General features: G+C 62.9%; 19 protein-coding genes. 17 read left to right on the top strand and 2 right to left on the bottom strand.

Going from position 1 to position 23,894, the window contains the following annotated elements:
• Nucleotides 1-11 precede the first annotated feature (11 nt).
• From atpB to HV796_RS24945, 9 genes are all read left to right on the top strand, one after another.
• Nucleotides 12-863, top strand: a complete 852-nt coding sequence (atpB, locus tag HV796_RS24985) for a F0F1 ATP synthase subunit A (protein ID WP_175229182.1) — start codon at nucleotides 12-14, stop codon at nucleotides 861-863.
• A gap of 82 nt (nucleotides 864-945) precedes the next feature.
• Nucleotides 946-1,215: a F0F1 ATP synthase subunit C gene (gene atpE, locus HV796_RS24980; protein ID WP_007180033.1), complete on the top strand. Its 270-nt coding sequence runs from the start codon at nucleotides 946-948 to the stop codon at nucleotides 1,213-1,215.
• A gap of 144 nt (nucleotides 1,216-1,359) precedes the next feature.
• Complete coding sequence (locus tag HV796_RS24975) at nucleotides 1,360-1,830, top strand: F0F1 ATP synthase subunit B (protein WP_175229181.1); 471 nt, start codon at nucleotides 1,360-1,362, stop codon at nucleotides 1,828-1,830.
• 2 nt (nucleotides 1,831-1,832) lie between these two features.
• On the top strand, nucleotides 1,833-2,372 hold the full coding sequence (locus tag HV796_RS24970; RefSeq protein ID WP_175229180.1) for a F0F1 ATP synthase subunit delta: 540 nt from the start codon (nucleotides 1,833-1,835) through the stop codon (nucleotides 2,370-2,372).
• A 70-nt stretch (nucleotides 2,373-2,442) separates the two neighbouring features.
• Nucleotides 2,443-3,984 carry a F0F1 ATP synthase subunit alpha gene (atpA, locus tag HV796_RS24965; RefSeq protein WP_175229179.1) on the top strand — a complete coding sequence of 514 codons (1,542 nt, stop codon included), beginning with the start codon at nucleotides 2,443-2,445 and terminating at the stop codon, nucleotides 3,982-3,984.
• Nucleotides 3,985-4,069: 85 nt separating this feature from the next.
• The gene (atpG, locus tag HV796_RS24960; RefSeq protein WP_175229178.1) at nucleotides 4,070-4,957 is read left to right on the top strand and encodes a F0F1 ATP synthase subunit gamma; all 888 of its coding nucleotides are present in this window, start codon (nucleotides 4,070-4,072) and stop codon (nucleotides 4,955-4,957) included.
• Between the two features lie 104 nt (nucleotides 4,958-5,061).
• Nucleotides 5,062-6,456, top strand: a complete 1,395-nt coding sequence (atpD, locus tag HV796_RS24955; protein ID WP_175229177.1) for a F0F1 ATP synthase subunit beta — start codon at nucleotides 5,062-5,064, stop codon at nucleotides 6,454-6,456.
• A 170-nt stretch (nucleotides 6,457-6,626) separates the two neighbouring features.
• The gene (locus HV796_RS24950) at nucleotides 6,627-7,052 is read left to right on the top strand and encodes a F0F1 ATP synthase subunit epsilon (protein WP_134191537.1); all 426 of its coding nucleotides are present in this window, start codon (nucleotides 6,627-6,629) and stop codon (nucleotides 7,050-7,052) included.
• 288 nt (nucleotides 7,053-7,340) lie between these two features.
• Nucleotides 7,341-9,095: an AMP-binding protein gene (locus tag HV796_RS24945; protein WP_175229176.1), complete on the top strand. Its 1,755-nt coding sequence runs from the start codon at nucleotides 7,341-7,343 to the stop codon at nucleotides 9,093-9,095.
• An 811-nt stretch (nucleotides 9,096-9,906) separates the two neighbouring features.
• On the opposite strand, the gene HV796_RS24935 is transcribed toward HV796_RS24945, so the two are convergent.
• Nucleotides 9,907-10,746: a transporter substrate-binding domain-containing protein gene (locus tag HV796_RS24935; RefSeq protein ID WP_175229174.1), complete on the bottom strand. Its 840-nt coding sequence runs from the start codon at nucleotides 10,744-10,746 to the stop codon at nucleotides 9,907-9,909.
• 238 nt (nucleotides 10,747-10,984) lie between these two features.
• On the opposite strand from HV796_RS24935, the gene hemE reads away from it, so the two are divergent.
• From hemE to HV796_RS24915, 4 genes are all read left to right on the top strand, one after another.
• Nucleotides 10,985-12,106, top strand: a complete 1,122-nt coding sequence (hemE, locus tag HV796_RS24930) for a uroporphyrinogen decarboxylase (RefSeq protein WP_175229173.1) — start codon at nucleotides 10,985-10,987, stop codon at nucleotides 12,104-12,106.
• A gap of 445 nt (nucleotides 12,107-12,551) precedes the next feature.
• The gene (locus tag HV796_RS24925) at nucleotides 12,552-14,837 is read left to right on the top strand and encodes a primosomal protein N' (protein ID WP_175229172.1); all 2,286 of its coding nucleotides are present in this window, start codon (nucleotides 12,552-12,554) and stop codon (nucleotides 14,835-14,837) included.
• A gap of 190 nt (nucleotides 14,838-15,027) precedes the next feature.
• Entirely contained in the window at nucleotides 15,028-16,470 is a 1,443-nt protein-coding gene (locus HV796_RS24920; RefSeq protein ID WP_175229171.1) for a YeiH family protein, read from the top strand.
• Nucleotides 16,467-16,706, top strand: coding sequence for a hypothetical protein (locus HV796_RS24915; protein WP_175229170.1), 240 nt, complete (start codon nucleotides 16,467-16,469; stop codon nucleotides 16,704-16,706). Before HV796_RS24920 ends, HV796_RS24915 begins: the two co-directional genes overlap by 4 nt.
• Before the next feature lie 51 nt (nucleotides 16,707-16,757).
• On the opposite strand, the gene HV796_RS24910 is transcribed toward HV796_RS24915, so the two are convergent.
• The gene (locus HV796_RS24910; protein WP_175229140.1) at nucleotides 16,758-16,919 is read right to left on the bottom strand and encodes a hypothetical protein; all 162 of its coding nucleotides are present in this window, start codon (nucleotides 16,917-16,919) and stop codon (nucleotides 16,758-16,760) included.
• A gap of 329 nt (nucleotides 16,920-17,248) precedes the next feature.
• Here HV796_RS24910 and putA point away from each other — a divergent pair, with 329 nt between their 5' ends.
• The 4 genes from putA to HV796_RS24890 all read left to right on the top strand — a co-directional run bounded on the left by putA (nucleotide 17,249) and on the right by HV796_RS24890 (nucleotide 23,857).
• Entirely contained in the window at nucleotides 17,249-21,199 is a 3,951-nt protein-coding gene (gene putA, locus HV796_RS24905; RefSeq protein ID WP_175229169.1) for a trifunctional transcriptional regulator/proline dehydrogenase/L-glutamate gamma-semialdehyde dehydrogenase, read from the top strand.
• A 90-nt stretch (nucleotides 21,200-21,289) separates the two neighbouring features.
• On the top strand, nucleotides 21,290-22,438 hold the full coding sequence (locus tag HV796_RS24900) for a branched-chain amino acid ABC transporter substrate-binding protein (protein ID WP_175229168.1): 1,149 nt from the start codon (nucleotides 21,290-21,292) through the stop codon (nucleotides 22,436-22,438).
• Between the two features lie 256 nt (nucleotides 22,439-22,694).
• Complete coding sequence (locus tag HV796_RS24895) at nucleotides 22,695-22,967, top strand: DUF4148 domain-containing protein (RefSeq protein ID WP_175229167.1); 273 nt, start codon at nucleotides 22,695-22,697, stop codon at nucleotides 22,965-22,967.
• 302 nt (nucleotides 22,968-23,269) lie between these two features.
• The gene (locus HV796_RS24890) at nucleotides 23,270-23,857 is read left to right on the top strand and encodes an FUSC family protein (RefSeq protein ID WP_175229166.1); all 588 of its coding nucleotides are present in this window, start codon (nucleotides 23,270-23,272) and stop codon (nucleotides 23,855-23,857) included.
• Nucleotides 23,858-23,894: the final 37 nt, after the last annotated feature.

The raw sequence follows: 23,894 nt of genomic DNA, 5'->3' as shown, positions 1-23,894 counted from the left end.
GCAATAAAGACATGGCAGCTAGCGAAGGAACGCGCGCTCTGGATCCGTCCGAGTACATCGCGCACCACTTGCAGAATTTCTCCACCGCGCATCAGACGTCGATTTTCGACATTCATGTCTGGAATCTGGACACGCTCTTCTGGTCGATCGTCTGTGGCCTCGTCACCATTCTCATATTGCGTCTCGCGGCGCGCAAAGCCACGCCGGGCGTCCCGGGTCGCTTCCAGTGCGCGGTCGAGATGCTGGTCGAGATGGTCGAAGACCAATCGAAATCGATGATCCACGGCAACCGCAGGTTCATCGCTCCGCTCGCGCTGACCGTGTTCGTCTGGGTCGCGCTGATGAACTCGATGGACTTCATCCCCGTCGACCTGCCGCCCCGCATCATCGGCTGGCTGGGCCTGTCGAACATCATTCCGCATCATCGCATCGTGCCGACCGCCGATCTGAACGGCACGCTCGGTATCGCACTCGGCGTGTTCGTGCTGATGATTTACTACAACTTCAAGATCAAGGGCGCAGGCGGTTTTGTGCACGAGCTGCTGTCCGCTCCGTTCGGCGCGCATCCGCTGCTGTGGATCCCGAACCTTGCACTGAACATCATCGAGTTCGTCGCGAAGACGGTTTCGCTCGGCATGCGGCTGTTCGGCAACATGTACGCGGGTGAACTGCTGTTCCTGCTGATTGCCCTGTTGGGCAGCATCTGGAATTTCGGCGCGGACACGACGGTGCTTGGCTTCATCGGCCACGTGATCGCAGGCAGCGTGTGGTCGATCTTCCACATCCTGATCGTTCTGCTGCAGGCGTTCATTTTCATGATGCTGACGCTGGTTTACATCGGCCAGGCACACGACAGCCATTAACCCCGGTCCTGTCGGCTAAAAAAGAATCGCTTTAATTTTTCTAAATCCCAGTTCCAAAAAGACTTTTCACAAAGGAGTGATCATGCAAGCTTTCATCGCCAACATCCAGGGTCTGACCGCCATCGGTATCGGCATCATCATCGGCCTGGGTGCTATCGGCGCCTGTATCGGTATCGGCCTGATGGGCGGCAAGTACATTGAAGCGTGCGCCCGCCAGCCGGAACTGATGAACCCGCTGCAAACGAAAATGTTCCTGCTCGCAGGTCTGATCGATGCGGCGTTCCTGATCGGCGTCGGTGTGGCCATGCTGTTTGCGTTCGCGAACCCGCTGCTGTCGAAGCTGGCAGGCTGAGGTTCCTCGGAACTGCGCGCCTGACCTATAACAGGGAATGGCGCTAAGCGGAACGGGCACCAGGCGCTGATCGAGCACTGATTCGATGAGCGCCTTGCCGTTTCCCGTTTCCCCGTCCGAACTAGCAACATTTGAGGAAACACCGTGAATCTCAACGCAACTCTGTTTGCGCAAATGGTCGTGTTCCTGATCCTCGCGTGGTTCACGATGAAGTTCGTGTGGCCGCCGTTGGTCAACGCCCTCGACGAGCGCGCAAAGAAAATCGCCGAAGGCCTGTCGGCCGCCGAAAAGGGCAAGGCGGAACTGGAAGCCGCGCACAAGCGGGTCGACCAGGAGCTTGCGCAGGCACGCACCGATGGCCAGCACCGGATCGCCGAAGCTGAGAAGCGCGCGGTCGCGGTCGCTGATGAAATCAAGGCGCAGGCGCAGGCCGAAGCCGCCCGGATCATTGCTCAGGCGAAGGCCGATGCTGACCAGCAAATCGTGAAGGCGCGCGAAGCGCTGCGCGGCGAAGTCGCGGTGCTCGCGGTGAAGGGTGCCGAACAGATCCTGAAGCGTGAAGTGAACCAGTCGGTTCACGCCGATCTGCTGAATCAACTCAAAACCGAGCTCTGATCATGGCCGAACTTGCCACTATCGCCCGTCCGTACGCTGAAGCGCTGTTTGCCGTCGCGCAAGCGGGTGACGCCGCCGGCTGGTCCACGCTCACGCAGGAACTGGCTCAGGTTTCGAGCTTGCCCGAGGTGGAGTCGATCGCGACGAGCCCGAAAGTGAGCCGCGCGCAGGTCGTCGACCTCGTGCTGGCGGCCGTGAGGTCACCGTTGAAAGACGATGCACAGGCGAAGAACTTCGTGCAGATGCTGGTCGACAACCATCGGCTGCCGTTGCTGCCGGAAATCGCGACGCAGTTCGAAGCGCTGAAGAACGCCCGTGACGGCGCGGCCGATGCGCTGATCGTCAGCGCGTTTGCGCTCGAAGGCCAGCAGTTGGATGAACTCGTCGCGGCGCTCGAACGCAAGTTCAAACGCAAGCTGAAGCCGACCGTTCAGGTGGACGCATCGCTGATCGGCGGCGTTCGCGTGACAGTGGGCGACGAAGTGCTCGATACCTCGGTCCACGCGCGGCTGGCGAGGATGCAGACGGCGCTGACCGCCTGATTTTGCACACGTCGGCGTAGCACGCGCATAGCGGCTGGCACGCAACAGAATTGACTATCAGGAGCGAATAATGCAACTCAATCCCTCTGAGATCAGCGAGCTGATCAAGAGCCGGATCCAGGGCCTTGAAGCGAGCGCAGACGTTCGCAACCAGGGCACGGTGATCTCCGTGACCGACGGTATCGTGCGTATCCACGGCCTGTCGGAAGTGATGCAGGGCGAAATGCTCGAGTTTCCGGGCAACACGTTCGGCCTCGCGCTGAACCTCGAGCGCGATTCGGTCGGCGCCGTGATTCTCGGTGAGTACGAGCACATCTCGGAAGGCGACATCGTCAAGACGACGGGTCGCATTCTCGAAGTACCGGTGGGCCCGGAACTGATCGGCCGTGTGGTCGATACGCTGGGCAACCCGATCGACGGCAAGGGCCCGGTCAACGCGAAGATGACCGACGCGATCGAAAAGATCGCGCCGGGCGTGATCTGGCGTAAGTCGGTGTCGCAGCCGGTGCAAACGGGTCTGAAGTCGATCGACTCGATGGTGCCGATCGGCCGCGGTCAGCGCGAGCTGATCATCGGCGACCGTCAGTGCGGCAAGACCGCGGTGGCCGTCGACACGATCATCAACCAGAAGGGCAAGGACCTGATCTGTATCTACGTCGCGATCGGCCAGAAGGCTTCGTCGATCATGAACGTGGTGCGCAAGCTCGAAGAAACGGGCGCGCTCGAATACACGATCGTGGTCGCCGCGTCGGCTTCGGAATCGGCTGCGTTGCAGTATCTCGCGCCGTACGCAGGCTGCACGATGGGTGAATACTTCCGCGACCGCGGTCAGGACGCGCTGATCATTTACGACGACTTGACCAAGCAGGCTTGGGCGTATCGCCAGATCTCGCTGCTGCTGCGCCGTCCGCCGGGCCGTGAAGCGTATCCGGGTGACGTGTTTTATCTGCACTCGCGTCTGCTCGAGCGTGCCGCGCGCGTGTCGGAAGAGTACGTCGAGAAGTTCACGAAGGGTGAAGTGAAGGGGAAGAGCGGTTCGCTGACCGCGCTGCCTGTGATCGAAACGCAAGCCGGTGACGTGACCGCGTTCGTTCCGACCAACGTGATCTCGATTACCGACGGTCAGATCTTTCTTGAAACCGACCTGTTCAACGCCGGTATCCGTCCGGCAATTAACGCCGGCGTGTCGGTGTCGCGTGTGGGCGGTGCGGCGCAGACGAAGGTCGTGAAGAAGCTGTCGGGCGGTATCCGTACCGACCTCGCGCAGTACCGTGAACTAGCCGCGTTCGCGCAGTTCGCATCGGATCTCGATGAAGCAACCCGCAAACAGCTCGAGCGCGGCCGCCGCGTGACGGAACTGCTGAAGCAGCCGCAGTACCAGCCGCTGCAGGTGTGGGAACTGGCCGTGGCGCTGTTCGCCGCGAACAACGGTTACCTCGACGATCTCGACGTGAAGGACGTGCTCCCATTCGAGCGTGGCCTGCGCGAATACCTGAAGGCGAGCCATGCCGATCTGATCAAGCGCATCGAAGACAACAAGGATTTGTCGAAGGACGACGAAGCTGCGCTGCATGCGGCTCTCAAGGACTTCAAGAAGTCCGGCGCTTACTGATCCGATCCGCGAGACATAACCGGACCTCGAAGCCGCGCGCGCAGCAGATGAACACGCTCGCGCCGCTTCGATCAAGGAGCAAGCAATGGCTGGAATGAAGGAAATTCGCGGGAAGATCAAGAGCGTGCAAAACACGCGCAAGATCACCAAAGCGATGGAGATGGTCGCCGCATCGAAGATGCGCCGCGCCCAGGAGCGCATGCGCGCTGCCCGTCCGTATGCCGACAAGGTCCGTGACATCGCCGCGCACATGAGCCGTGCGAATCCTGAGTATCGTCACCCGTTCATGGTGGCCAACGATAGCGCGAAGGTGGCCGGCTTCATTCTCGTCACCACGGACAAAGGTCTGTGCGGCGGGATGAATACGAACGTGATGCGTGCGTCGCTGCAGAAGTTCAAGGAGCTCGAAGGCGAAGGCAAGACGATCGATGCAACGGCGATCGGCAGCAAGGGCCTCGGGTTTCTGAACCGCCTGCACGCGAAGGTCACGTCGAATGTCGTGCAGCTGGGCGATACCCCGCACCTCGAACGGCTGATCGGTGCGGTGAAGGTGCAGCTCGACATGTACTCGGAAGGCAAGGTGTCGGCGGTGTACCTCGCGTACACGCGCTTTATCAACACGATGAAGCAGGAGCCGGTGATCGAGCAGTTGCTGCCGCTGTCGGCCGACAAATTCGAGGCGGTTGAGGAAAGCGACAAGGCGACGCCGAGCGCATCGTGGGACTACATCTACGAGCCAGACGCGCAAACGGTCGTCGACGAACTGCTGGTGCGCTATGTCGAGGCGTTGGTCTATCAGGCCGTCGCGGAAAACATGGCGTCGGAACAGTCGGCCCGGATGGTCGCGATGAAGGCCGCTTCGGATAACGCGAAGACGGTCATCAACGAGTTGCAGCTGTCGTACAACAAGAGCCGTCAGGCGGCGATCACGAAGGAACTGTCGGAGATCGTCAGCGGCGCGGCGGCAGTCTGAGCGTAGCGACCGCAACCGAACGCGTCTGCGCACGAAAGAACAAGCTGCGGGCAACCAACCGCGCCGTGGCGCGAGTGAAGAATTGAGTATCTAAAGGAAAAGCGATGAGTACAACTGCTTTGGTAGAAGGCAAGATCGTACAGTGCATCGGCGCGGTGATCGACGTGGAATTCCCGCGTGAACACATGCCGAAGGTGTATGACGCGCTCATTCTGGAAGGTTCGGAACTGACCCTCGAAGTCCAGCAACAGCTGGGCGACGGCGTCGTACGGACCATCTGTCTGGGTTCGTCGGACGGTCTGCGCCGCGGCGTCGTGGTGAAGAACACCGCGAAGCCGATCAGCGTGCCGGTCGGCAAGCCGACGCTCGGCCGCATCATGGACGTGCTGGGCCGCCCGATTGACGAAGCGGGCCCGATCGCGAGCGACACGATGCGCGCGATTCACCAGAAGGCGCCGGCGTTCGACGAGCTGTCGCCTTCGACCGAGCTGCTCGAAACCGGCATCAAGGTGATCGACCTGATCTGCCCGTTCGCCAAGGGCGGTAAGGTGGGTCTGTTCGGCGGTGCAGGGGTGGGCAAGACCGTCAACATGATGGAGCTCATCAACAACATCGCGAAGGAGCACGGTGGTTACTCCGTGTTCGCGGGCGTGGGCGAGCGGACCCGTGAAGGGAACGACTTCTACCACGAAATGAAGGACTCGAACGTTCTCGACAAGGTCGCACTGGTCTATGGCCAGATGAACGAGCCGCCGGGCAACCGTCTGCGCGTCGCGCTGACCGGTCTGACGATGGCCGAGCACTTCCGTGACGAAGGCCTTGACGTGCTGTTCTTCGTCGACAACATCTACCGTTTCACGCTGGCCGGTACCGAAGTGTCGGCACTGCTCGGCCGGATGCCGTCGGCGGTGGGTTATCAGCCGACGCTGGCTGAAGAAATGGGCAAGCTGCAGGAGCGCATCACGTCGACGAAGACCGGCTCGATTACGTCGGTGCAGGCCGTGTACGTCCCTGCGGATGACTTGACCGACCCGTCGCCGGCCACGACCTTCGGCCACCTGGACGCAACGGTCGTGTTGTCGCGTGATATCGCGTCGCTCGGTATCTACCCCGCGGTGGACCCGCTCGACTCGACGTCGCGCCAGATCGACCCGCACGTGATCGGCGAAGAGCACTACACGATCACGCGCTCGGTCCAGCAGACGCTGCAGCGCTACAAGGAACTGCGCGACATTATCGCGATTCTCGGCATGGACGAACTGTCGCCGGAAGACAAGCTGTCGGTTGCGCGCGCACGCCGGATCCAGCGTTTCCTGTCGCAGCCGTTCCACGTCGCGGAAGTGTTCACGGGCTCGCCGGGTAAGTATGTGCCGCTGAAGGAAACGATCCGCGGCTTCAAGATGATCGTCGACGGCGAATGCGATCACCTGCCGGAGCAGGCGTTCTACATGGTCGGCACGATCGACGAAGCCTTCGAAAAGGCCAAGAAGATCCAGTAACGGTTGACGCGTCGGCAACGAGGCGCAGGTGTTCAGCGGATGCGGCGGTGAAAGCCGCCGCATCCATCGCAGGAAGGCCGCGTCGCACGCAACACGCTCAACCAGCTGCTTTGCATGGGACGGGAGTAAGCGCCAAAGCGCCAACTCCCGTCGACAGGAGTCGAGACTTTATGGCAACTATCAAGGTAGACGTCGTCAGCGCGGAAGAAGAGATCTTCTCGGGCCAGGCGAAGTTCGTTGCGCTGCCAGGCGAGGCGGGCGAGCTCGGCATTCTGCCGGGCCACACGCCGCTGATCACACGGATTCGTCCGGGTGCGGTGCGCATCGAATCGGAGAGCGGCGAAGAGGAGTTCGTGTTCGTCGCGGGCGGCATTCTTGAGGTCCAACCCGGCGCGGTGACGGTGCTGGCCGATACCGCGATCCGCGGCAAGGACCTCGACGAGGCGAAGGCCGAGCAGGCCCGCAAGCGCGCGGAAGAGGCGCTGCAGAACACCGGCTCGAACCTCGAATACGCAACCGCGCAGGCGGAGCTGGCTTATGCGACGGCGCAGCTCGCGGCAATTCAGCGACTGCGCAAACTGCGCGGCCAGCACTAAGCGACGCGGTCGAAGCGTCACACGATGAGATAAAAAGCAGCCTTAGCGGCTGCTTTTTATTTGCACGCTACTTGACGTTAACGTAAAGGCTTCGAAGAATCACCATCCAACGGCTTTCGCGCAGACTGAGGGCCGAACGGTGAGGGAAAGACTTGATGCCGTCGACGAATGGGCGAGTGGCACAATCTCTTCCAAACCCATTTCTGCCAAGCGGGAATGCCTTCCAGGCCCCGCATGACCCAAAAAGCGCAAAAGCGCCAGGTCCGGGTGACATAGGAGACAAGCAACATGGCAGCGACCGAAGGTGGACCCTGCAGGTCTCAGGCGGCGGGTGACGACGCGTTGATCGCGCCAAAGGATGGGCTCTCGTACGTGCGTGGCTCGTCGGACATCCCGCTCAGCACGGCGACCATCGGCCAGTTCCTGATCGACACCGCCCGACGCTTCCCCGACCGGCCGGCCGTTGTTTTCCGTGAGCAGGGCATTCGCTGGAGTTGGCGGGAATTCGCCGGCGAAGTCGATATTGTGGCGTCGGCTCTCACGGCGCTTGGTATCGGCCAGGGCGACCGGGTTGGCATCTGGTCGCCGAATCGCGTTGAATGGCTGCTCACGCAGTTCGCTACCGCGCGAGTCGGCGCGATCCTCGTCAACATCAATCCCGCGTACCGGCTCGCCGAACTCGACTATGCGCTGAACAAGGTCGGCTGCAAGGCGATCGTCTCGGCCGAGCGGTTCAAGTCGTCGATCTATCTGAATATGCTCACGGAGCTTGCGCCGGAACTTCCGAAGCAAGCTCCCGGCGACCTGCACGCGGCGCGCCTACCTGATCTGCGCATCGTGGTCCGCGTTGGTGATACCGAGACGCCGGGCATGCTGTGTTTTTCCGAGCTGATCGAACTGGGTCGCCAGACCCGCGACACGGCGAAGCTCGACGCGATCACCGCGAGTCTGTCGCCGCACGACCCGATCAACATCCAGTTCACAAGCGGCACCACCGGCAACCCGAAGGGCGCGACCCTGACTCACAGCAACGTGATCAACAACGCGCGCTATATCGCGATGGCGATGCGGCTGTCGGAGCAGGATTCGCTGTGCATCCCCGTGCCGCTCTATCACTGCTTCGGGATGGTGCTGGCGGTGCTCGCGTGCGTGTCAGTCGGCGCGAATATGGTCTTTCCGGGTGAAGCGTTCGATCCCGCCGCGACGCTTGCCGCCGTCTCCGACGAAAAGTGCACGGCACTGCACGGCGTGCCGACCATGTTTATCGCCGAGCTCGACCACCCCGATTTCGACACATTCGATCTCACGCATCTGCGCACCGGCATCATGGCCGGCTCGCCGTGCCCGATCGAGACGATGAAGCGCGTCGTCTCGAAGATGCATCTATCCGAGATCACGATCGCGTACGGGATGACCGAAACGAGCCCGGTGTCGTTCCAGAGCTCGGCCAGCGATCCACTCGACAAGCGCACCACGACGGTCGGGCGCGTGCAGCCGCACCTCGAGGTGAAAGTGGTGGATGCGTCGGGCGATACGGTGCCAGTCGGCGTGACGGGCGAATTGTGTACGAAGGGCTACTCGGTGATGCGCGGCTATTGGGACGACGACGCGAAAACACGCGAAAGCATCGTCGACGGGTGGATGCACACCGGTGACCTCGCGGTGATCGACGCGGATGGCTACTGCAACATCGTTGGCCGTCTGAAGGACATGCTGATCCGTGGCGGCGAGAACATCTATCCGCGGGAGATCGAGGAATTCCTGTTCCGTCATCCGAAGATTCAGAGCGTGCAGGTGTTTGGCGTGCCGGATCCGAAATTCGGCGAGGAGGTCTGCGCGTGGATTGTGTTGCGCGCCGGCGAGCACGCGACGGCGGAAGAAGTCCAGGCGTTCTGCCGCGGACAGATCGCGCACTACAAGGTGCCGCGATACATCCGCTTCGTCGACGAACTGCCGATGACGGTGACCGGCAAAGTGCAGAAATTCGTGATGCGTGAGCGGATGATCGAAGAGCTGAAGCTGACCCCGGACAAGACCGCTTAGGCGGACACGCCCGAACGTCCACAAATCGCAGGGGGGCGGCGTCCAACGACGATGCAAAACCGGACGCCGCGCAAGAAAACGGCACCCGAAAACAGGTGCCGCGACACGCCAAACGCTGCACTGCGCAAACGTTAAGCGGAGCAAAAAAAAAGCGGGCCTGGAGCCCGCTAAAAACCACACGCTACGGGGTTAGCGCGAGGAGACCAAAGGAGGAATCGACTGGAACGACGCTATCGCCGTCGACCACGACTCCAACAGGGATGCCCCTTCTCAGGGACCCGGCAATTTGCCGACCGGCTTGATGAAAGATGTCCGCTCACACCGCACACCAAGCCACATCCGTGTTGAACCCGTGAGAGGCATTGTGGGCGAATTAAACCGGGAACGCGGTAACAAAGTGTTTCAGGTTGTAACGCCCGCCAGATAAGGCTCTCCGGGATTTTTTGCCGTTATTTGCCGATTAAAAGTTCGTTTTTACCGACCAGCAGAAAATTAATAAATCTATATTTACCGATTTGATTCGCACGGATTATTGCACTGCTTCGCAGTGCATCGTCGGCGGAAAATTTTGCCGCGGAATAGCTAGCATGCCGGGTGGAGTTGGTTGAAGCGTAGTCGCTTCCGAAGGTTTTGCAAGGTCGGAAAGCGCGGCGCGGTGAAAAATGATGCAATGCAAACGGCGCGATCGGGGACGCGGTGCAGTGAGGTCGGCCGAACATAAGGGCGGCGAAGGAGCGCGCGCTGTCTGCGGTCGTACGGTTACAGGTCGATGCTGTCGAAATCCGCCACCGTCGCGACGGCGCGGCATAGGTCACTTCAGCCATTTATCGGAAATAGCCTGATATTCACCGCTTTCGCGCGCAAGATGCAGCCATTGGTCGACATATTGCTGGAACACGACGTCTCCACGCGGCACCATCCATGCCTTTTCGCCATACTGGAACGGCTTGTCCGGGTGGACCGAGCACAGCCCCGGATTCAGCTTTTGCTGGAGCAGCGTCTCGGATGCGTCGGTCACCATCACATCCGCGTTGCCATCGAGGATCTGCCTGAACACGGTGACGTTATCCGGGTAGACGTTCAGCGTCGCATGCGGAAAGTACTGCCTGGCGAAGCGCTCGTTGGTGCCGCCCGGGTTCACGATCACCCGCGTGGACGGCTGGTCGATCTGCTCGACCGTTTGGTACTTCTTCACGTCGCCGCATCGGACGATCGGTGTCTTGCCGTCGACCTGGTAAGCCTCGGTGAAGAACGCGCGTTTCTGACGATCGAGCGTGGTCGAGACTCCGCCCACCGCGACGTCGCATTTCGCGACGAAGTCGTTCAACAGGTTCGGCCAGCTCGTTTTGACGAACTCCGCCTTCACGCCGAGCGATTTCGCGAGCGACTCGATCATGTCGATATCGATGCCTTCGAACTGTCCGTCCTGCCTGTAGTACGAGTAAGGCTTGTAGTCGCCAGTGGTACAGGCTCGAAGCGTGCCGCGCGCAATGATCTCGTCGAGCCGCGACTGCGGCGCGCTTGCGCTGGGGGCGGAGGACTGCGCGTGCGCCGGGTCGGCGCACAGCAACGCGCCCGACAGCGCCAACGAAAGCGCGCCTGTAAACGTGATCGACAACACATGCAGCGATATGGAAACGGCCTTGCTCATGGGATCTCCTCGTCGGCGGCCTTATTGTACGTAGTGAGCGCTGAAAACCGTCGCCAGCGCTGCAACTTACGCTTGTCGATAAAGTGCGTCCATTCGTGAAACGCTCGGGTGGGTCGCGCGATCCCGACGCGCTTCAGATACGTGAAGCACACGCGTCGCCGAAGCCCAGCCGACGTCTGGCGAGGGGCCGAGTCCGGTAGAATGGCCCTTTGCCTACCGGCTTCCAGACGCACGCAACGTGGCTCAACAACTGATCAACGACACCTTCTTGCGCGCGCTGCTGCGCGAGCCGACGGACTACACGCCGATCTGGCTGATGCGCCAGGCGGGCCGCTATCTGCCGGAGTACAACGCGACTCGCGGCCGTGCCGGCAGTTTTCTCGGCCTCGCGCAGAACCCGGACTACGCGACCGAAGTGACACTGCAGCCGCTCGAGCGTTACCCGCTCGACGCGGCGATTCTGTTTTCCGACATCCTCACGATTCCCGACGCGATGGGCCTCGGCCTCGAGTTCGCGACCGGCGAGGGTCCGAAGTTCGCGCGCCCGGTCCGGAGCGAAGACGACGTTGCGCGTCTCGCAGTGCCTGACATCGACGCGACGCTGCGTTACGTGACGGACGCGGTGAGCCAGATCCGCCGCGCGTTGACCGATGCGCAAGGCCGCCAGCGCGTGCCGCTGATCGGCTTTTCGGGTAGCCCATGGACGCTTGCATGCTATATGGTCGAAGGCCGCGGTTCGGACGACTTCCGCACGGTGAAGTCGATGCTGTACGGCCGGCCGGACCTGATGCATCGTATTCTCGATGTCAATGCACGCGCGGTTACCGCCTACCTGAATGCGCAGATCGAAGCGGGCGCGCAGGCGGTGATGATTTTCGACACCTGGGGCGGCACGCTCGCCGACGGCACGTATCAGCGCTTCTCGCTGCACTACATCGAGCAGATTGTCAGCCAGCTCAAGCGGGAGCATGACGGGCGTCGCGTGCCGGTCATCACGTTCACGAAGGGCGGGGGCCTCTGGCTCGAAGAGATCGCCGCCTCGGGCGTCGACGCGGTTGGCCTCGACTGGACGGTGAACCTCGGCCGCGCCCGTGAACGCGTCGCGGGCAAGGTCGCGCTCCAGGGCAATATCGATCCGTCGGTGCTGTTCGCGCCGCCATCGACAATCCGCATCGAGGCGCGCGCGGTGCTCGACAGCTACGGGAATTATCCCGGTCACGTGTTCAATCTCGGGCACGGCATTTCGCAGTTCACGCCGCCGGAACACGTCGCGGAACTGGTCGATGAAGTGCATCGGCATAGTCGTGCAATACGCGCGACAGGGCAGACGCAAGTGCCCGGAGCCGTGTCGAAAACGTGACAGATTTGTTGCGTCGCAATGACGGCGGCATCGGTTCCGGAGGGAAAATAACATTCCAAAGGCCGTCGAATGGCGTTCTGCTGGTTGTCAAGGCTTGACTTATACACATTAATCACGCTGCGGCGCGGTAGAAGGCCGGGTCGCCATATTTTCCTTGTCAAATCACGGAACTTCGTGTGAGCGCCTTTTCCAGTAAGGGTTTGACCGGGGCCGGACCAAGTGTGCGGAAAACCACACAAAGCCTGTTGCGACGCCCTTTGCGGGCCTGCGGGGCGAAGTTCTCAACAAAGTTATCCACAGAGCGCGGAAGCAGATAATTGTTCTGCCGAATCCAAAACTTAGCACCGAATGTGATGTTTCACTTTAAGTTCGGTACGCGAGCCCCGAGTTTGCCGGCTGTGCTGTTCTGCGCATCGTCGTCGCGGCGGATCGCCGGGTGAGTCACATGTTCGTCCGGGTTGCGCTCGACCATCCACTGCCGACGTTATTCGACTACCGCTGCGACCCCCTGGCGGCGCCGCAGCCCGGCATGCTGGTCAGTGTGCCGTTCGGCAAACGCACGGTGGTTGGCCTCGTGTGCGAAGTGACCGCTCACAGCGAAGTCGCCGACGACCGCGTGCGCGCTGTGGATAACATCTGCACCGCCTGTCCTCCGTTGTCCACAGCGTGGCTCGAGCTTGCCGAATTCGCCGCCGACTACTACCAGCGCGGTCTCGGTGAAGTCGCGTTGCCCGCGCTGCCGCAGGCACTGCGCGACGCGGCCCGATGGACGCGGCTACTCGCGCCGCAAGAGCGCTATCGTCTGCTGCCGGCGGGAAGAAGCGCGTTGCCCGACGGCTTGCCGGCGCGCGCGAGCGCACTGCGACGGCTAGCGGACGAGCTCGCGCGCGCGGACTTTCTCACCGCAGCCGACGCGCGGGGGCTGCATCCGAAGGCAGTGGCCACGCTCGATGCGTGGCAATCGAAAGGCTGGGTGGCGCTGGAACTCATCAATGCTGCCGCAACGGCCGAGCCAACCGCACGCGCTGAACATGGAATGCCGGTCCCACAGGCACTCCGCGCGCCGAGCGACGACGCCCGCGACAGCGCGGCGCTTCCCGTCCTGACCGACGAACAGACTGCCGCGGTCACCGCCATCCACAACGCGCACGGCTTCGCGCCATTCCTTCTGCACGGCGTGACCGGCAGCGGCAAGACCGAAGTCTATCTGCGCGCGCTCGCCGCACTGCTCGCAACGGATCCCACCGCCCAAGCGCTGGTGCTCGTCCCCGAGATCAACCTGACGCCGCAGTTCGAGGCCGCGTTTCGCGGCCGCTTCGCCGCGTTCGACGACCGCTCGATCGTCACGTTGCATAGCGGCCTCGCCGAAGGCGAGCGCGCCCGCAACTGGTTCGCGGCCCACACCGGACGCGCGCGCATCGTGCTCGGCACGCGTCTCGCGGTGCTCGCGTCGTTGCCGCGCCTCGCGATCATCTGCGTCGACGAGGAGCACGACCCCGCCTACAAGCAGCAGGAAGGCCTGCGCTATTCGGCGCGCGATCTGGCGATCTGGCGCGCGAAGCAACTCGGCATTCCGGTCGTACTCGGGTCGGCGACGCCGTCGCTTGAAAGCTGGTGGCAAGCCGACCAAGCGCGCTACACACGGCTGACGCTCGCGCGGCGCGCGGTCGCCGACGCGGTATTACCGACCGTCAAGCTGATCGATCTCGAAGACGAACGGCGTCGCGGCCGCGCGTCGGTCGAAGGTCTCTCCGGTCCGCTGGTCGCGGCGCTGAAAGCGCGCGTCGAGCGCGGCGAACAAAGCCTCGTGTTTCTGAACCGTCGCGGCTACGCGCCTCAGCTCGCATGCGACGCGTGCGGCTGGGTGGCCGGTTGCCCGCGCTGCAGCGCGTACGTCGTGCTGCACAAGCCCGAGCGCGCGCTGCGCTGCCATCACTGCGGGTGGGAGACGCGCATTCCGCGCGCGTGTCCTGACTGCGGCAACGTCGATATCGCGCCGCTCGGACGCGGTACGCAGCGCGTCGAGGAATCGCTTGCGAAGGTCGTGCCGGGTGCGCGTGTGTTGCGCATCGATGCCGACAGTACGCGCCGTAAAGGCAGCGCGCAGGCGCTGTTCTCGGATGTGCATGCGGGAGAAGTCGATATCCTGGTCGGCACGCAGATGGTCGCGAAGGGACACGACTTTCGCCGCGTGTCGCTGGTCGGCGTGCTGAACGCGGACACCGCGCTGTTCTCACACGACTTTCGCGCCAGCGAGCGTCTGTTCGCACAGTTGATGCAGGTGAGCGGCCGCGCGGGCCGCGCCGGTCTGCCGGGCGAAGTACTGGTGCAGACGCGCTATCCGCGTCACGCGCTTTATCACGCGCTCGCGCGCCACGATTACGTCGGCTTTGCGAACGCGACGCTTGCCGAGCGTCGCGATGCGCATCTGCCGCCGTTCGTCTACCAGGCGATGCTGCGTGCGGAAGGCCGAACGCTCGAAGCCGCGCTCGCGTTCCTGCTGCAGGCCGCGACGGCGCTGCGCGAGATTCCGGCCGCCGAACGCGTGACAGTCTACGACGCCGTTCCACTAACAATCGTCAAAGTGATGCACGTGCATCGCGCGCAACTGCTCATCGAAAGCGCGTCGCGTGCTGCGCTGCAAGCGACGCTGCGCGCGTGGCAGCCGATGCTGCGCGCGCTCAAAGGCGTGTTGCGCTGGAGCATCGAGGTCGATCCGCTCGACATCTGAATCGAGCGACGCGTACGCCGTCACGGCGGCAAACCCGCGCTTTCACAAATCCCTTTCAGTCATATCGATAGAGCGAAAGATCGTTTCGTTTCGCGGACACGCTCACCTATATTTCGCCGAATCGGCGCGTGTTTTTACAACAATTGAATCGGCATGCGGCCTGTCACCATTCGACTGCGGGGAATGAAAGATGAGTGATACGAAACATACGTTGCCGGCGGGTGCCCATCCACCGAAGGATGACGCGGCGCGCAGCACGCCTGGCGGACGTGGGCTCTTTTCGACGGAAGACTGGTGGGCCGTATGGATCGGCTTGCTGGTGATCGTCGTTGCGTGGGCGCTGTTTGCGTCGGGCAGCAGCATCAAATGGCTGGCGGTCGCGCCGGCAAAATGGACGAACCTCGAGCAGGCCGCGCGGGATGTTGCCGCCCATCTGCCTAACTATGTCGCGCTGTTCGCCGTGTTCGCGTTGCTGTTCAGCATCGGGCTGAGCGCGTTGAAACAACGCGTCGCGCATTTTCTGCCATCGTTCGTGATCCTCTTCATCGCGTCGGTGTTGATCTTCGTACTAGGCGCGTGGGTCAACGCCGCGAAGTACAACCTCGAGCCGCCGCTCGTCGCGCTCGCGCTGGGCCTGCTGATCTCGAACGTGTTTACGCTGCCGGCATGGTTCTCCGCCGGCTTGCGCGTCGAGTTTTATATCAAGGTGGGGATCGTGCTGCTTGGCGCGACGCTGCCGTTCACGCTGCTTGTCTGGGCCGGTCCCGTCGCGGTCGGTCAAGCGACGATCGTATCGGTCGTCACGTTTTTCGTGATCTTCACCGTCGCGAAAGCGCTCGGCCTCGACAAGCGCTTCGCGGCCGTGCTGGGCGTCGGCGGCGCGGTGTGTGGCGTGTCCGCGGCGATTGCGATCGCGGGCGCCGTGCGCGCGAAGCGCGAGCATGCATCGGTCGCGATCACGCTGGTCATTCTTTGGGCGATCGTGATGATCTTCGTGCTGCCGTTTGTATCGCGCTCGCTCGGTCTATCGACGGCGGTCGCGGGCGCGTGGATCGGCACGTCGGAATTCGCGGACGCGGCGGGTATCGCCGCCGCGCAGGCCTACGGCGACTTCGCGAAGCACGCGGGCGGCGCGATCGCCGGCGCACCGGAAGCCTCGCTACAGGCGTTCACGCTGATGAAAGTCGTGGGCCGCGACATCTGGATCGGCATCTGGGCGTTCCTGCTGGCGATCGTCGCGACCACCCGCTGGGAAACCGATGAACGCGACGGTCGCGCGATCAAAGCGAAAGCCGACGCCGGCGAGATCTGGGCGCGCTTTCCGAAGTTCGTGATCGGCTTTGTGATCGCATCGGCGCTCGTCACGTGGATCGCGAGCCACTACACACTGGCTGACTACCGGAAGGTGGTCACGCCCGACCTGGTCGCGCCGATCACCGTGCTGCGCACGTGGGCGTTTATCTTCTGCTTCCTCAGCATTGGCCTCACGACGCGTCTGCGCTCGCTGACCGCTACCGGCGTCAAGCCGTTCGTCGCTTTTACGGCGGGCGTCGCGGTCAATATCGTGATCGGTTACGTGCTGTCCGCGCACGTGTTCGCACCGTATTGGAATAGCTTGGGGCAGGGCTCGTGAGCGCCGCCGTTGCCGAGCGGCCCGCGCCGCTCACCGCTGCCGCTACGCGCCGGCCGAGCTGCGCCGGTTGCCGATACCGCGCCGATGATCGGCATTCAATCGAACAAAGCATTCCCGGCCTCGCTGTCTTCGGTTCAGGCTTCGGCGCGAGCGTAGCGGCGACGCGGCTGTGCATGCGGCACGACCGCTTCGTCTCGCCCGACGACGCCTGCCATCAATTCACCCCGCTGGACTGACCCGGCAGCCGGACGCACGCGCGCCCGGCTCACGACCCACGCGACGTTCGCTTACGCGTCGTTTGAGTTGTACTCGCGCAGATCGCCGGAACGCTCGTTCCGACGATCTGCGCGCACGCCGCGCGTGGCCTCGCACGTGGCGCCGCGGATAAACAGCACCGCGCACATCGCGCACATGGTCCAGATTGCTGCGACTACCCACCACTTTTCCATTGCCTTTCTTCCTTGCGTTTCTTCCCTGATTTCCGGTCGTTTTTACTTGTTCTATGTGATTGCGCGTATTGCTTACCTGTATAACGGCGCGACGCGCGATTCACTTAGGGTGTCCACAAAAGAAATCTCGCCAGGGAAAATACCGAGCCTCCCAACCTCGCGAAGAACCCATCGCAAACCGCGCAAACCCTTATCCAGCAAGGCTTGACGCGAGGTGCAACCACGCTTGCAAATTGGTTGCACCTTTTTATTGAGATTGGTACGATTCGCCAACCTTTCAGTCTTTGGCCGGCGTCCGTGCGCCGGCGCATCAGCATCAAGAAGGAAACATGGCGAGCACTACCCTTGGCGTCAAAGTCGATGACCTGTTGCGTTCACGGCTGAAAGACGCCGCCACGCGCCTCGAACGCACTCCGCACTGGCTGATCAAGCAGGCGATCTTCGCGTACCTCGAAAAGATCGAGCACGGCCAGCTTCCGGCCGAACTGTCGGGCAGTCACGGCGCGGTCGATCTGGACGGTCCGGCGGGCGCATCGGAGGAAGACAGCGCCACGCATCCGTTTCTCGAATTCGCGCAGAACGTGCAGCCGCAATCGGTGCTGCGCGCGGCGATCACGGCCGCGTACCGGCGTCCTGAGCCGGAGTGCGTGCCATTCCTGCTCGGCCAGGCCCGCCTTCCCGCGAACCTCGCAAAAGACGTCGAGGCGATGGCGGCGAAGCTCGTCGAAACCTTGCGCGGCAAGCGCTCGGGCGGCGGCGTCGAAGGGCTGATCCACGAGTTTTCGCTGTCGAGCCAGGAAGGCGTCGCGCTGATGTGTCTCGCCGAAGCGCTGCTGCGCATTCCGGACCGCGCGACGCGCGATGCGCTGATCCGCGACAAGATCAGCAAGGGCGACTGGAAGTCGCACGTCGGCCACGCGCCGTCGCTGTTCGTCAACGCGGCGACGTGGGGGCTGATGATCACCGGCAAACTGGTGACCACGAATAGCGAAACGGGGCTGTCGTCGGCGCTGACGCGGTTGATCGGCAAGGGCGGCGAGCCGCTGATCCGCAAGGGCGTCGACATGGCGATGCGCCTGATGGGCGAGCAGTTCGTCACCGGTGAAAACATTTCGGAGGCGCTGGCGAACAGCCGCAAATACGAAGCGCGCGGCTTCCGCTATTCGTACGACATGCTCGGCGAAGCGGCGACCACCGAAGCGGACGCGCAACGCTACTACGCGTCGTACGAGCAGGCGATCCACGCGATCGGCAAAGCGGCGGGTGGCCGCGGCATCTATGAAGGCCCTGGCATCTCGATCAAGCTGTCCGCGCTGCATCCGCGCTATTCGCGCTCGCAGCAGGAGCGCACGATAAGCGAACTGCTGCCGCGCGTGCGCGCGCTCGCGATTCTCGCGCGCCGCTACGACATCGGCCTGAATATCGACGCGGAAGAAGCGGACCGGCTCGAGCTATCGCTCGATCTGCTCGAGGCGCTGTGCTTCGATCCGGAGCTCGCCGGCTGGAACGGCATCGGTTTTGTCGTGCAGGCGTACCAGAAGCGCTGCCCGTTCGTGATCGACTATCTCGTCGATCTCGCGCGCCGTAGCCGTCACCGGATCATGGTGCGGCTCGTGAAGGGCGCGTACTGGGATAGCGAGATCAAGCGTGCGCAAGTCGATGGTCTCGAAGGCTATCCGGTGTACACGCGCAAGATCTACACAGACGTTTCGTATCTCGCGTGCGCGAAGAAGCTGCTGGGCGCGCCCGACGCGGTCTATCCGCAGTTCGCGACGCACAACGCGCATACGCTGTCCGCGATTTATCACCTCGCGGGGCAGAACTACTACCCGGGCCAGTACGAGTTCCAGTGCCTGCACGGGATGGGCGAGCCGCTGTACGAGGAAGTGACTGGCCGCGACAAGCTGAACCGCCCGTGCCGCGTGTACGCGCCGGTCGGCACGCACGAGACGCTGCTTGCGTACCTCGTGCGTCGTCTGCTCGAGAACGGCGCGAATACCTCATTCGTGAACCGGATCGCCGATGAAAGCGTGCCGGTGAAGGACCTCGTCGCCGATCCGGTCGAGGAAGCATCGAAGATCGTGCCGCTTGGCGCGCCGCACGCGAAGATTCCGCTGCCGCGTCACCTGTACGGCGCCGAGCGTGTCAATTCGATGGGCCTCGATCTGTCGAACGAACACCGGCTCGCGTCGCTGTCGTCGGCGCTGCTCGCGAGCGCGCATCATCCGTGGCGCGCCACGCCGATGCTGGCCGACGATGCGATCGCCGTGGGCGCGACGCGCGATGTGCGCAACCCGGCCGATCTTCGCGACATCGTCGGCACGGTGGTGGATGCAACGCCTGAGCACGTGAGCGCGGCGCTCGCGCATGCGCTCGCGGCCGCGCCGATCTGGCAGGCGACGCCGGTCGATGCGCGCGCCGATTGCCTCGCGCGCGCGGCGGACCTGCTCGAAGCGCAGATGCACACTTTGATGGGCCTCGTGGTGCGCGAAGCGGGCAAGTCGCTGCCGAACGCGGTGTCGGAAATCCGCGAAGCCATCGATTTCCTGCGCTATTACTCGACGCAGATCCGCAACGAATTCTCGAATGACACGCACCGCCCGCTTGGGCCAGTCGTCTGTATCAGCCCGTGGAACTTCCCGCTCGCGATCTTCATGGGCCAGGTGGCCGCGGCGCTGGCCGCAGGCAATACGGTGCTCGCGAAGCCGGCCGAGCAGACGTCGTTGATCGCCGCGCAGGGCGTGCGCATTCTGCGCGAAGCCGGCGTGCCGGCCGGCGCGGTGCAACTGCTGCCGGGCGACGGCGAAACGGTCGGCGCGGCGCTGGTCGCCGATGCGCGCACGCGCGGCGTGATGTTCACCGGCTCGACCGAAGTTGCGCGGCTGATCAACAAAACGCTATCCGATCGCCTCGACGCGGACGGCAAACCGATTCCGCTGATCGCGGAGACGGGCGGCCAGAACGCGATGATCGTCGATTCGTCGGCGCTCGCGGAGCAGGTCGTCGCGGATGTGCTGCAGTCGGCGTTCGACTCGGCCGGTCAACGGTGTTCGGCGTTGCGCGTTCTTTGTCTGCAGGACGATGTCGCGGACCGCACGCTCGAGATGCTGACCGGTGCGATGAAGGAACTGACCGTTGGCAATCCGGACCGTCTGTCGACCGACGTCGGCCCGGTGATCGACGCGGACGCGAAGCGCGGCATCGATGCGCATATTGCCGCGATGCGCGAAAAGGGCCGCAAGGTCGTGCAGTTGCCGATGCCGGACGGCTGCACGGCGGGCACGTTCGTGCCGCCGACGCTGATCGAGCTCGACAGTATCGACGAGTTGAAGCGCGAGGTATTCGGGCCGGTGCTGCATGTGGTGCGATATCGGCGCAGCGCACTGGACAAGCTGCTCGAGCAGATCCGCGCGACCGGCTATGGGTTGACGCTCGGCATCCATACGCGCATTGACGAGACGATCGCGCATGTGATCAGCCGCGCGCACGTGGGCAACATCTACGTGAACCGCAATGTGATCGGCGCCGTGGTCGGCGTGCAGCCGTTCGGAGGTGAAGGGTTGTCGGGCACCGGGCCGAAGGCGGGCGGGGCGCTGTATTTGCAGCGGCTGCTGGCGAAACGGCCGGCGGGCTTGCCGAAGTCGCTTGCACAAACGCTGATCGCGGACGCGCCTCAGCCGGCCGCGTCCGCGTCGAACGGCGAAGCGCTCACGCACGACAAACCGTCGGCCGCACTGACCGCGCTGCGCGACTGGCTGATCGCCGAACGCGAGCCGTCGCTCGCGGCGCGCTGCGACGGTTACCTTGCGCACGTGCCGGCTGGCGCGACCGCGGTGCTGGCTGGCCCGACCGGTGAACGCAATACGTATTCGCTGGGCGCGCGCGGCACCGTGCTGTGTATTGCGTCGACGGCGGGCGGCGCGCGGGTGCAATTCGCGGCGGCGTTGGCAACGGACAATCACGCGCTGTTCGATGGCGCGGCGGGCGAACAACTGGTCGCAGCACTGCCGGCTTCGCTGAAGCGCTATGCGAGCGCGAAGAAAAACGGCGACGCGTCGTTCGACGCGGTGCTGTTCGAAGGAGACAGCGACGAACTGCTCACTTTGACGAAGGAGGTCGCGAAGCGGCCCGGTCCGATCGTCTCGGTGCAGGGTGTCGCGGCACGGGCGCTGGAAAGCGGCGACGAAGATTACGCGCTCGAACGTCTGCTGACGGAACGTTCGGTGAGCGTGAATACGGCAGCGGCAGGCGGCAATGCAAATTTGATGACGATCGGCTGAGCGAACCTTCGCCAATCGATTCAAAAAAACGGCAGCGGCACGGCGAGCCCGACATCCGCTCCAATCCACACCTGGTACCAAGGAGATGATATGCAACACACGATGAAAAAGCTGGCAAGCGCAACGCTGGTTGCCGCTATGTCGCTTGCGGGGGCAGCGCACGCTCAGCAGGTTGAAGACGTGAAGATCGGCTTCGCCGGTCCGATGACGGGTGCGCAGGCACACTACGGCAAGGACTTCGAAAACGGCATCACGCTCGCGGTCGAAGACATGAACGCGACGAAGCCGGTGATCGGCGGCAAGCCGGTTCGTTTCGTGCTGGACGTCGCCGACGACCAGGCCGACCCGCGTACCGGCACGACGGTTGCGCAGAAACTGGTCGACGACAACATCAAGGGCATGCTCGGCCACTTCAACTCGGGCACGACGATTCCGGCCTCGCGCATCTACGCGAACGCCGGCATTCCGCAGATCTCGATGGCGACCGCGCCGGAATACACGCAACAAGGCTTCAAGACCACGTTCCGCATGATGACCTCCGATACGCAGCAAGGCTCGGTGGCCGGCACGTTCGCGGTGAAGAAGCTCGGCATGAAGAAGATCGCGATCGTCGACGACCGCACCGCGTACGGTCAAGGGTTGGCTGATCAGTTCGAGAAGGCTGCGAAGGCCGCGGGCGGCACGATCGTCGACCGTGAATTCACGAACGACAAGGCCGTCGACTTCAAGGCGATCCTGACGAAGCTGAAGTCGCAGAGCCCGGATCTGATCTACTACGGCGGCGCGGATTCGCAAGCAGCGCCGATGGTCAAGCAGATGAAGACGCTCGGCATCAAGGCGCCGCTGATGGGCGGCGAAATGGTTCACACGCCGACCTTCCTGCAAGTGGCGGGCGATTCGGCGAACGGCACGGTGGCGTCGCTGGCGGGCTTGCCGCTTGAGGAAATGCCGGGCGGCAAGGACTACGTCGAAAAGTACAAGAAGCGCTTTGGCGAAGACGTTCAGACGTACTCGCCATACGCCTACGACGGCGCCATGGCGATGTTCGACGCGATGAAGAAGGCGAACTCCACCGACCCGGCGAAGTACCTGCCGGTGCTCGCGAAGACGAGCATGCCGGCTGTGACGACGAAGGATCTTTCGTACGACAGCAAGGGCGACCTGAAGAACGGCGGCATCACGCTGTACAAGGTGGTCGACGGCAAGTGGACGACACTCGAGAGCGTGGGCGGCAAGTAAGCCGTTTACCGCGGTTTAGCGGTTCGCTTCGAAGCAACAAGGAAGGCCCCGCGAGTGGAAGCTCGCGGGGCCTTTTGTTTGGTCATTGCCGGTACGGCAAGACCTTGCCGCGGTCGCGCGACAGATCAACTTAAATATCTCTTCATGTTTGTGCTGGCGTAAATGAAGCCTCACGTCACTATGCTTGTCTCCACGGGTTGCTGCCGAATAGCGACCGGAAGTGACTGATCGGGATTCCCGAATAGGAGTTTTCAGCATGAACGCCAGTATCAGAGGATGGGTTGCGCTTTGCATGACCGTGGCAGTTGCTTTGCCGATGTGCGCGCAAGCGAAAGATTTGTCGGCGAGCGAGCCTTTTACGACAAGCCAGAACACAAATGCTGCGCAGCCGCCTGTGAATCAGGCGGGAAACTGGCAACCCGATGCGTCGACTGACCTGACGCGGGCGCAGGTCTACCATGACATGGTGCACGCGCAGCAGGATGGCCAGGTCAACTATCTCGATCGTACGATCTACGCGCATCATTAGATCAGGATAGCGAAATGAAACGACGCATTGTCTGCATGGTAGGGCGGACCGCTTTCGGTGTCGCCATGGCGATCGCATTGTCGAGTTGCGCCAACTTGCATGGGCAGCCGGACGGACCAGGAGACTGCGTCGGGCCGCCTGGTTTTTGTGTGCCGTACTTCGGCGCGAACGCGGTTATTCCTGACACGAAACCGGCGCCTGCTTACGCGAGTCTTTAGGCGGGTGGGGTGTGGCGATATGCGTGCCGCAATGCTCCCGGTTGCATGGCATGATTGCCGCGATGCCCATTCGGAATCGCGCAGATGACAGAGGACCAGAACGGAACGAGGATTGACACCAGGGAAAGGCGACACGAAGCGAGAACCCGGGCCGCCGATGCGCTGGCCGGCTTGCTGAAGAACCAGCCGTTTCGCGAACGCGTCGTCGAAGGTTGCCTCGTCGCACTGCAAGCGGTGTGCGGGGCGTGTCTTGCGTACGGCCTCGCTATCGCGCTGCACACGCAGCAGGCTTTCTGGGCTGCGATCACCGCTATCGCCGTCACGCAGCATACCTACGCGGATACGCGCAACCTGTCGCGCGATCAGTTTATCGGCGCGATGGCGGGCGGGCTATTCGGCTTCGTTGGCGCGTCGCTTGGCGCCGGCACGCATGAGCTTCTCGGCTATGCGACGACGGTCGCCGCAGTGATCGTCGCTTGCTGGTGCGTGAATGTGGGCAGCGCGGCGCGGCTGGGGGCGATTACCGCGACGATTGTGCTGCTGGTCCCCGTGCAAGGGCCGCTGTGGGATGTGCCGTTGTTCCGGCTCGTGCAGGTCGGTATCGGCACGGTGTCGACGCTGTTCGTCAGCTGGGCCTTTACTCGGGTCGAGCGCAGGTTGATAGGGCGTTAGCGGCTATTGCACATTGCACGATTCTCCAAAACCCAGC

Source organism: Paraburkholderia humisilvae, assembly GCF_902859855.1.
GTDB classification, from domain to species: Bacteria; Pseudomonadota; Gammaproteobacteria; order Burkholderiales; family Burkholderiaceae; genus Paraburkholderia; species Paraburkholderia humisilvae.
Note: the sequence above shows the minus strand (reverse complement) of the source record. Positions and strands in the feature narration are given on the sequence as shown.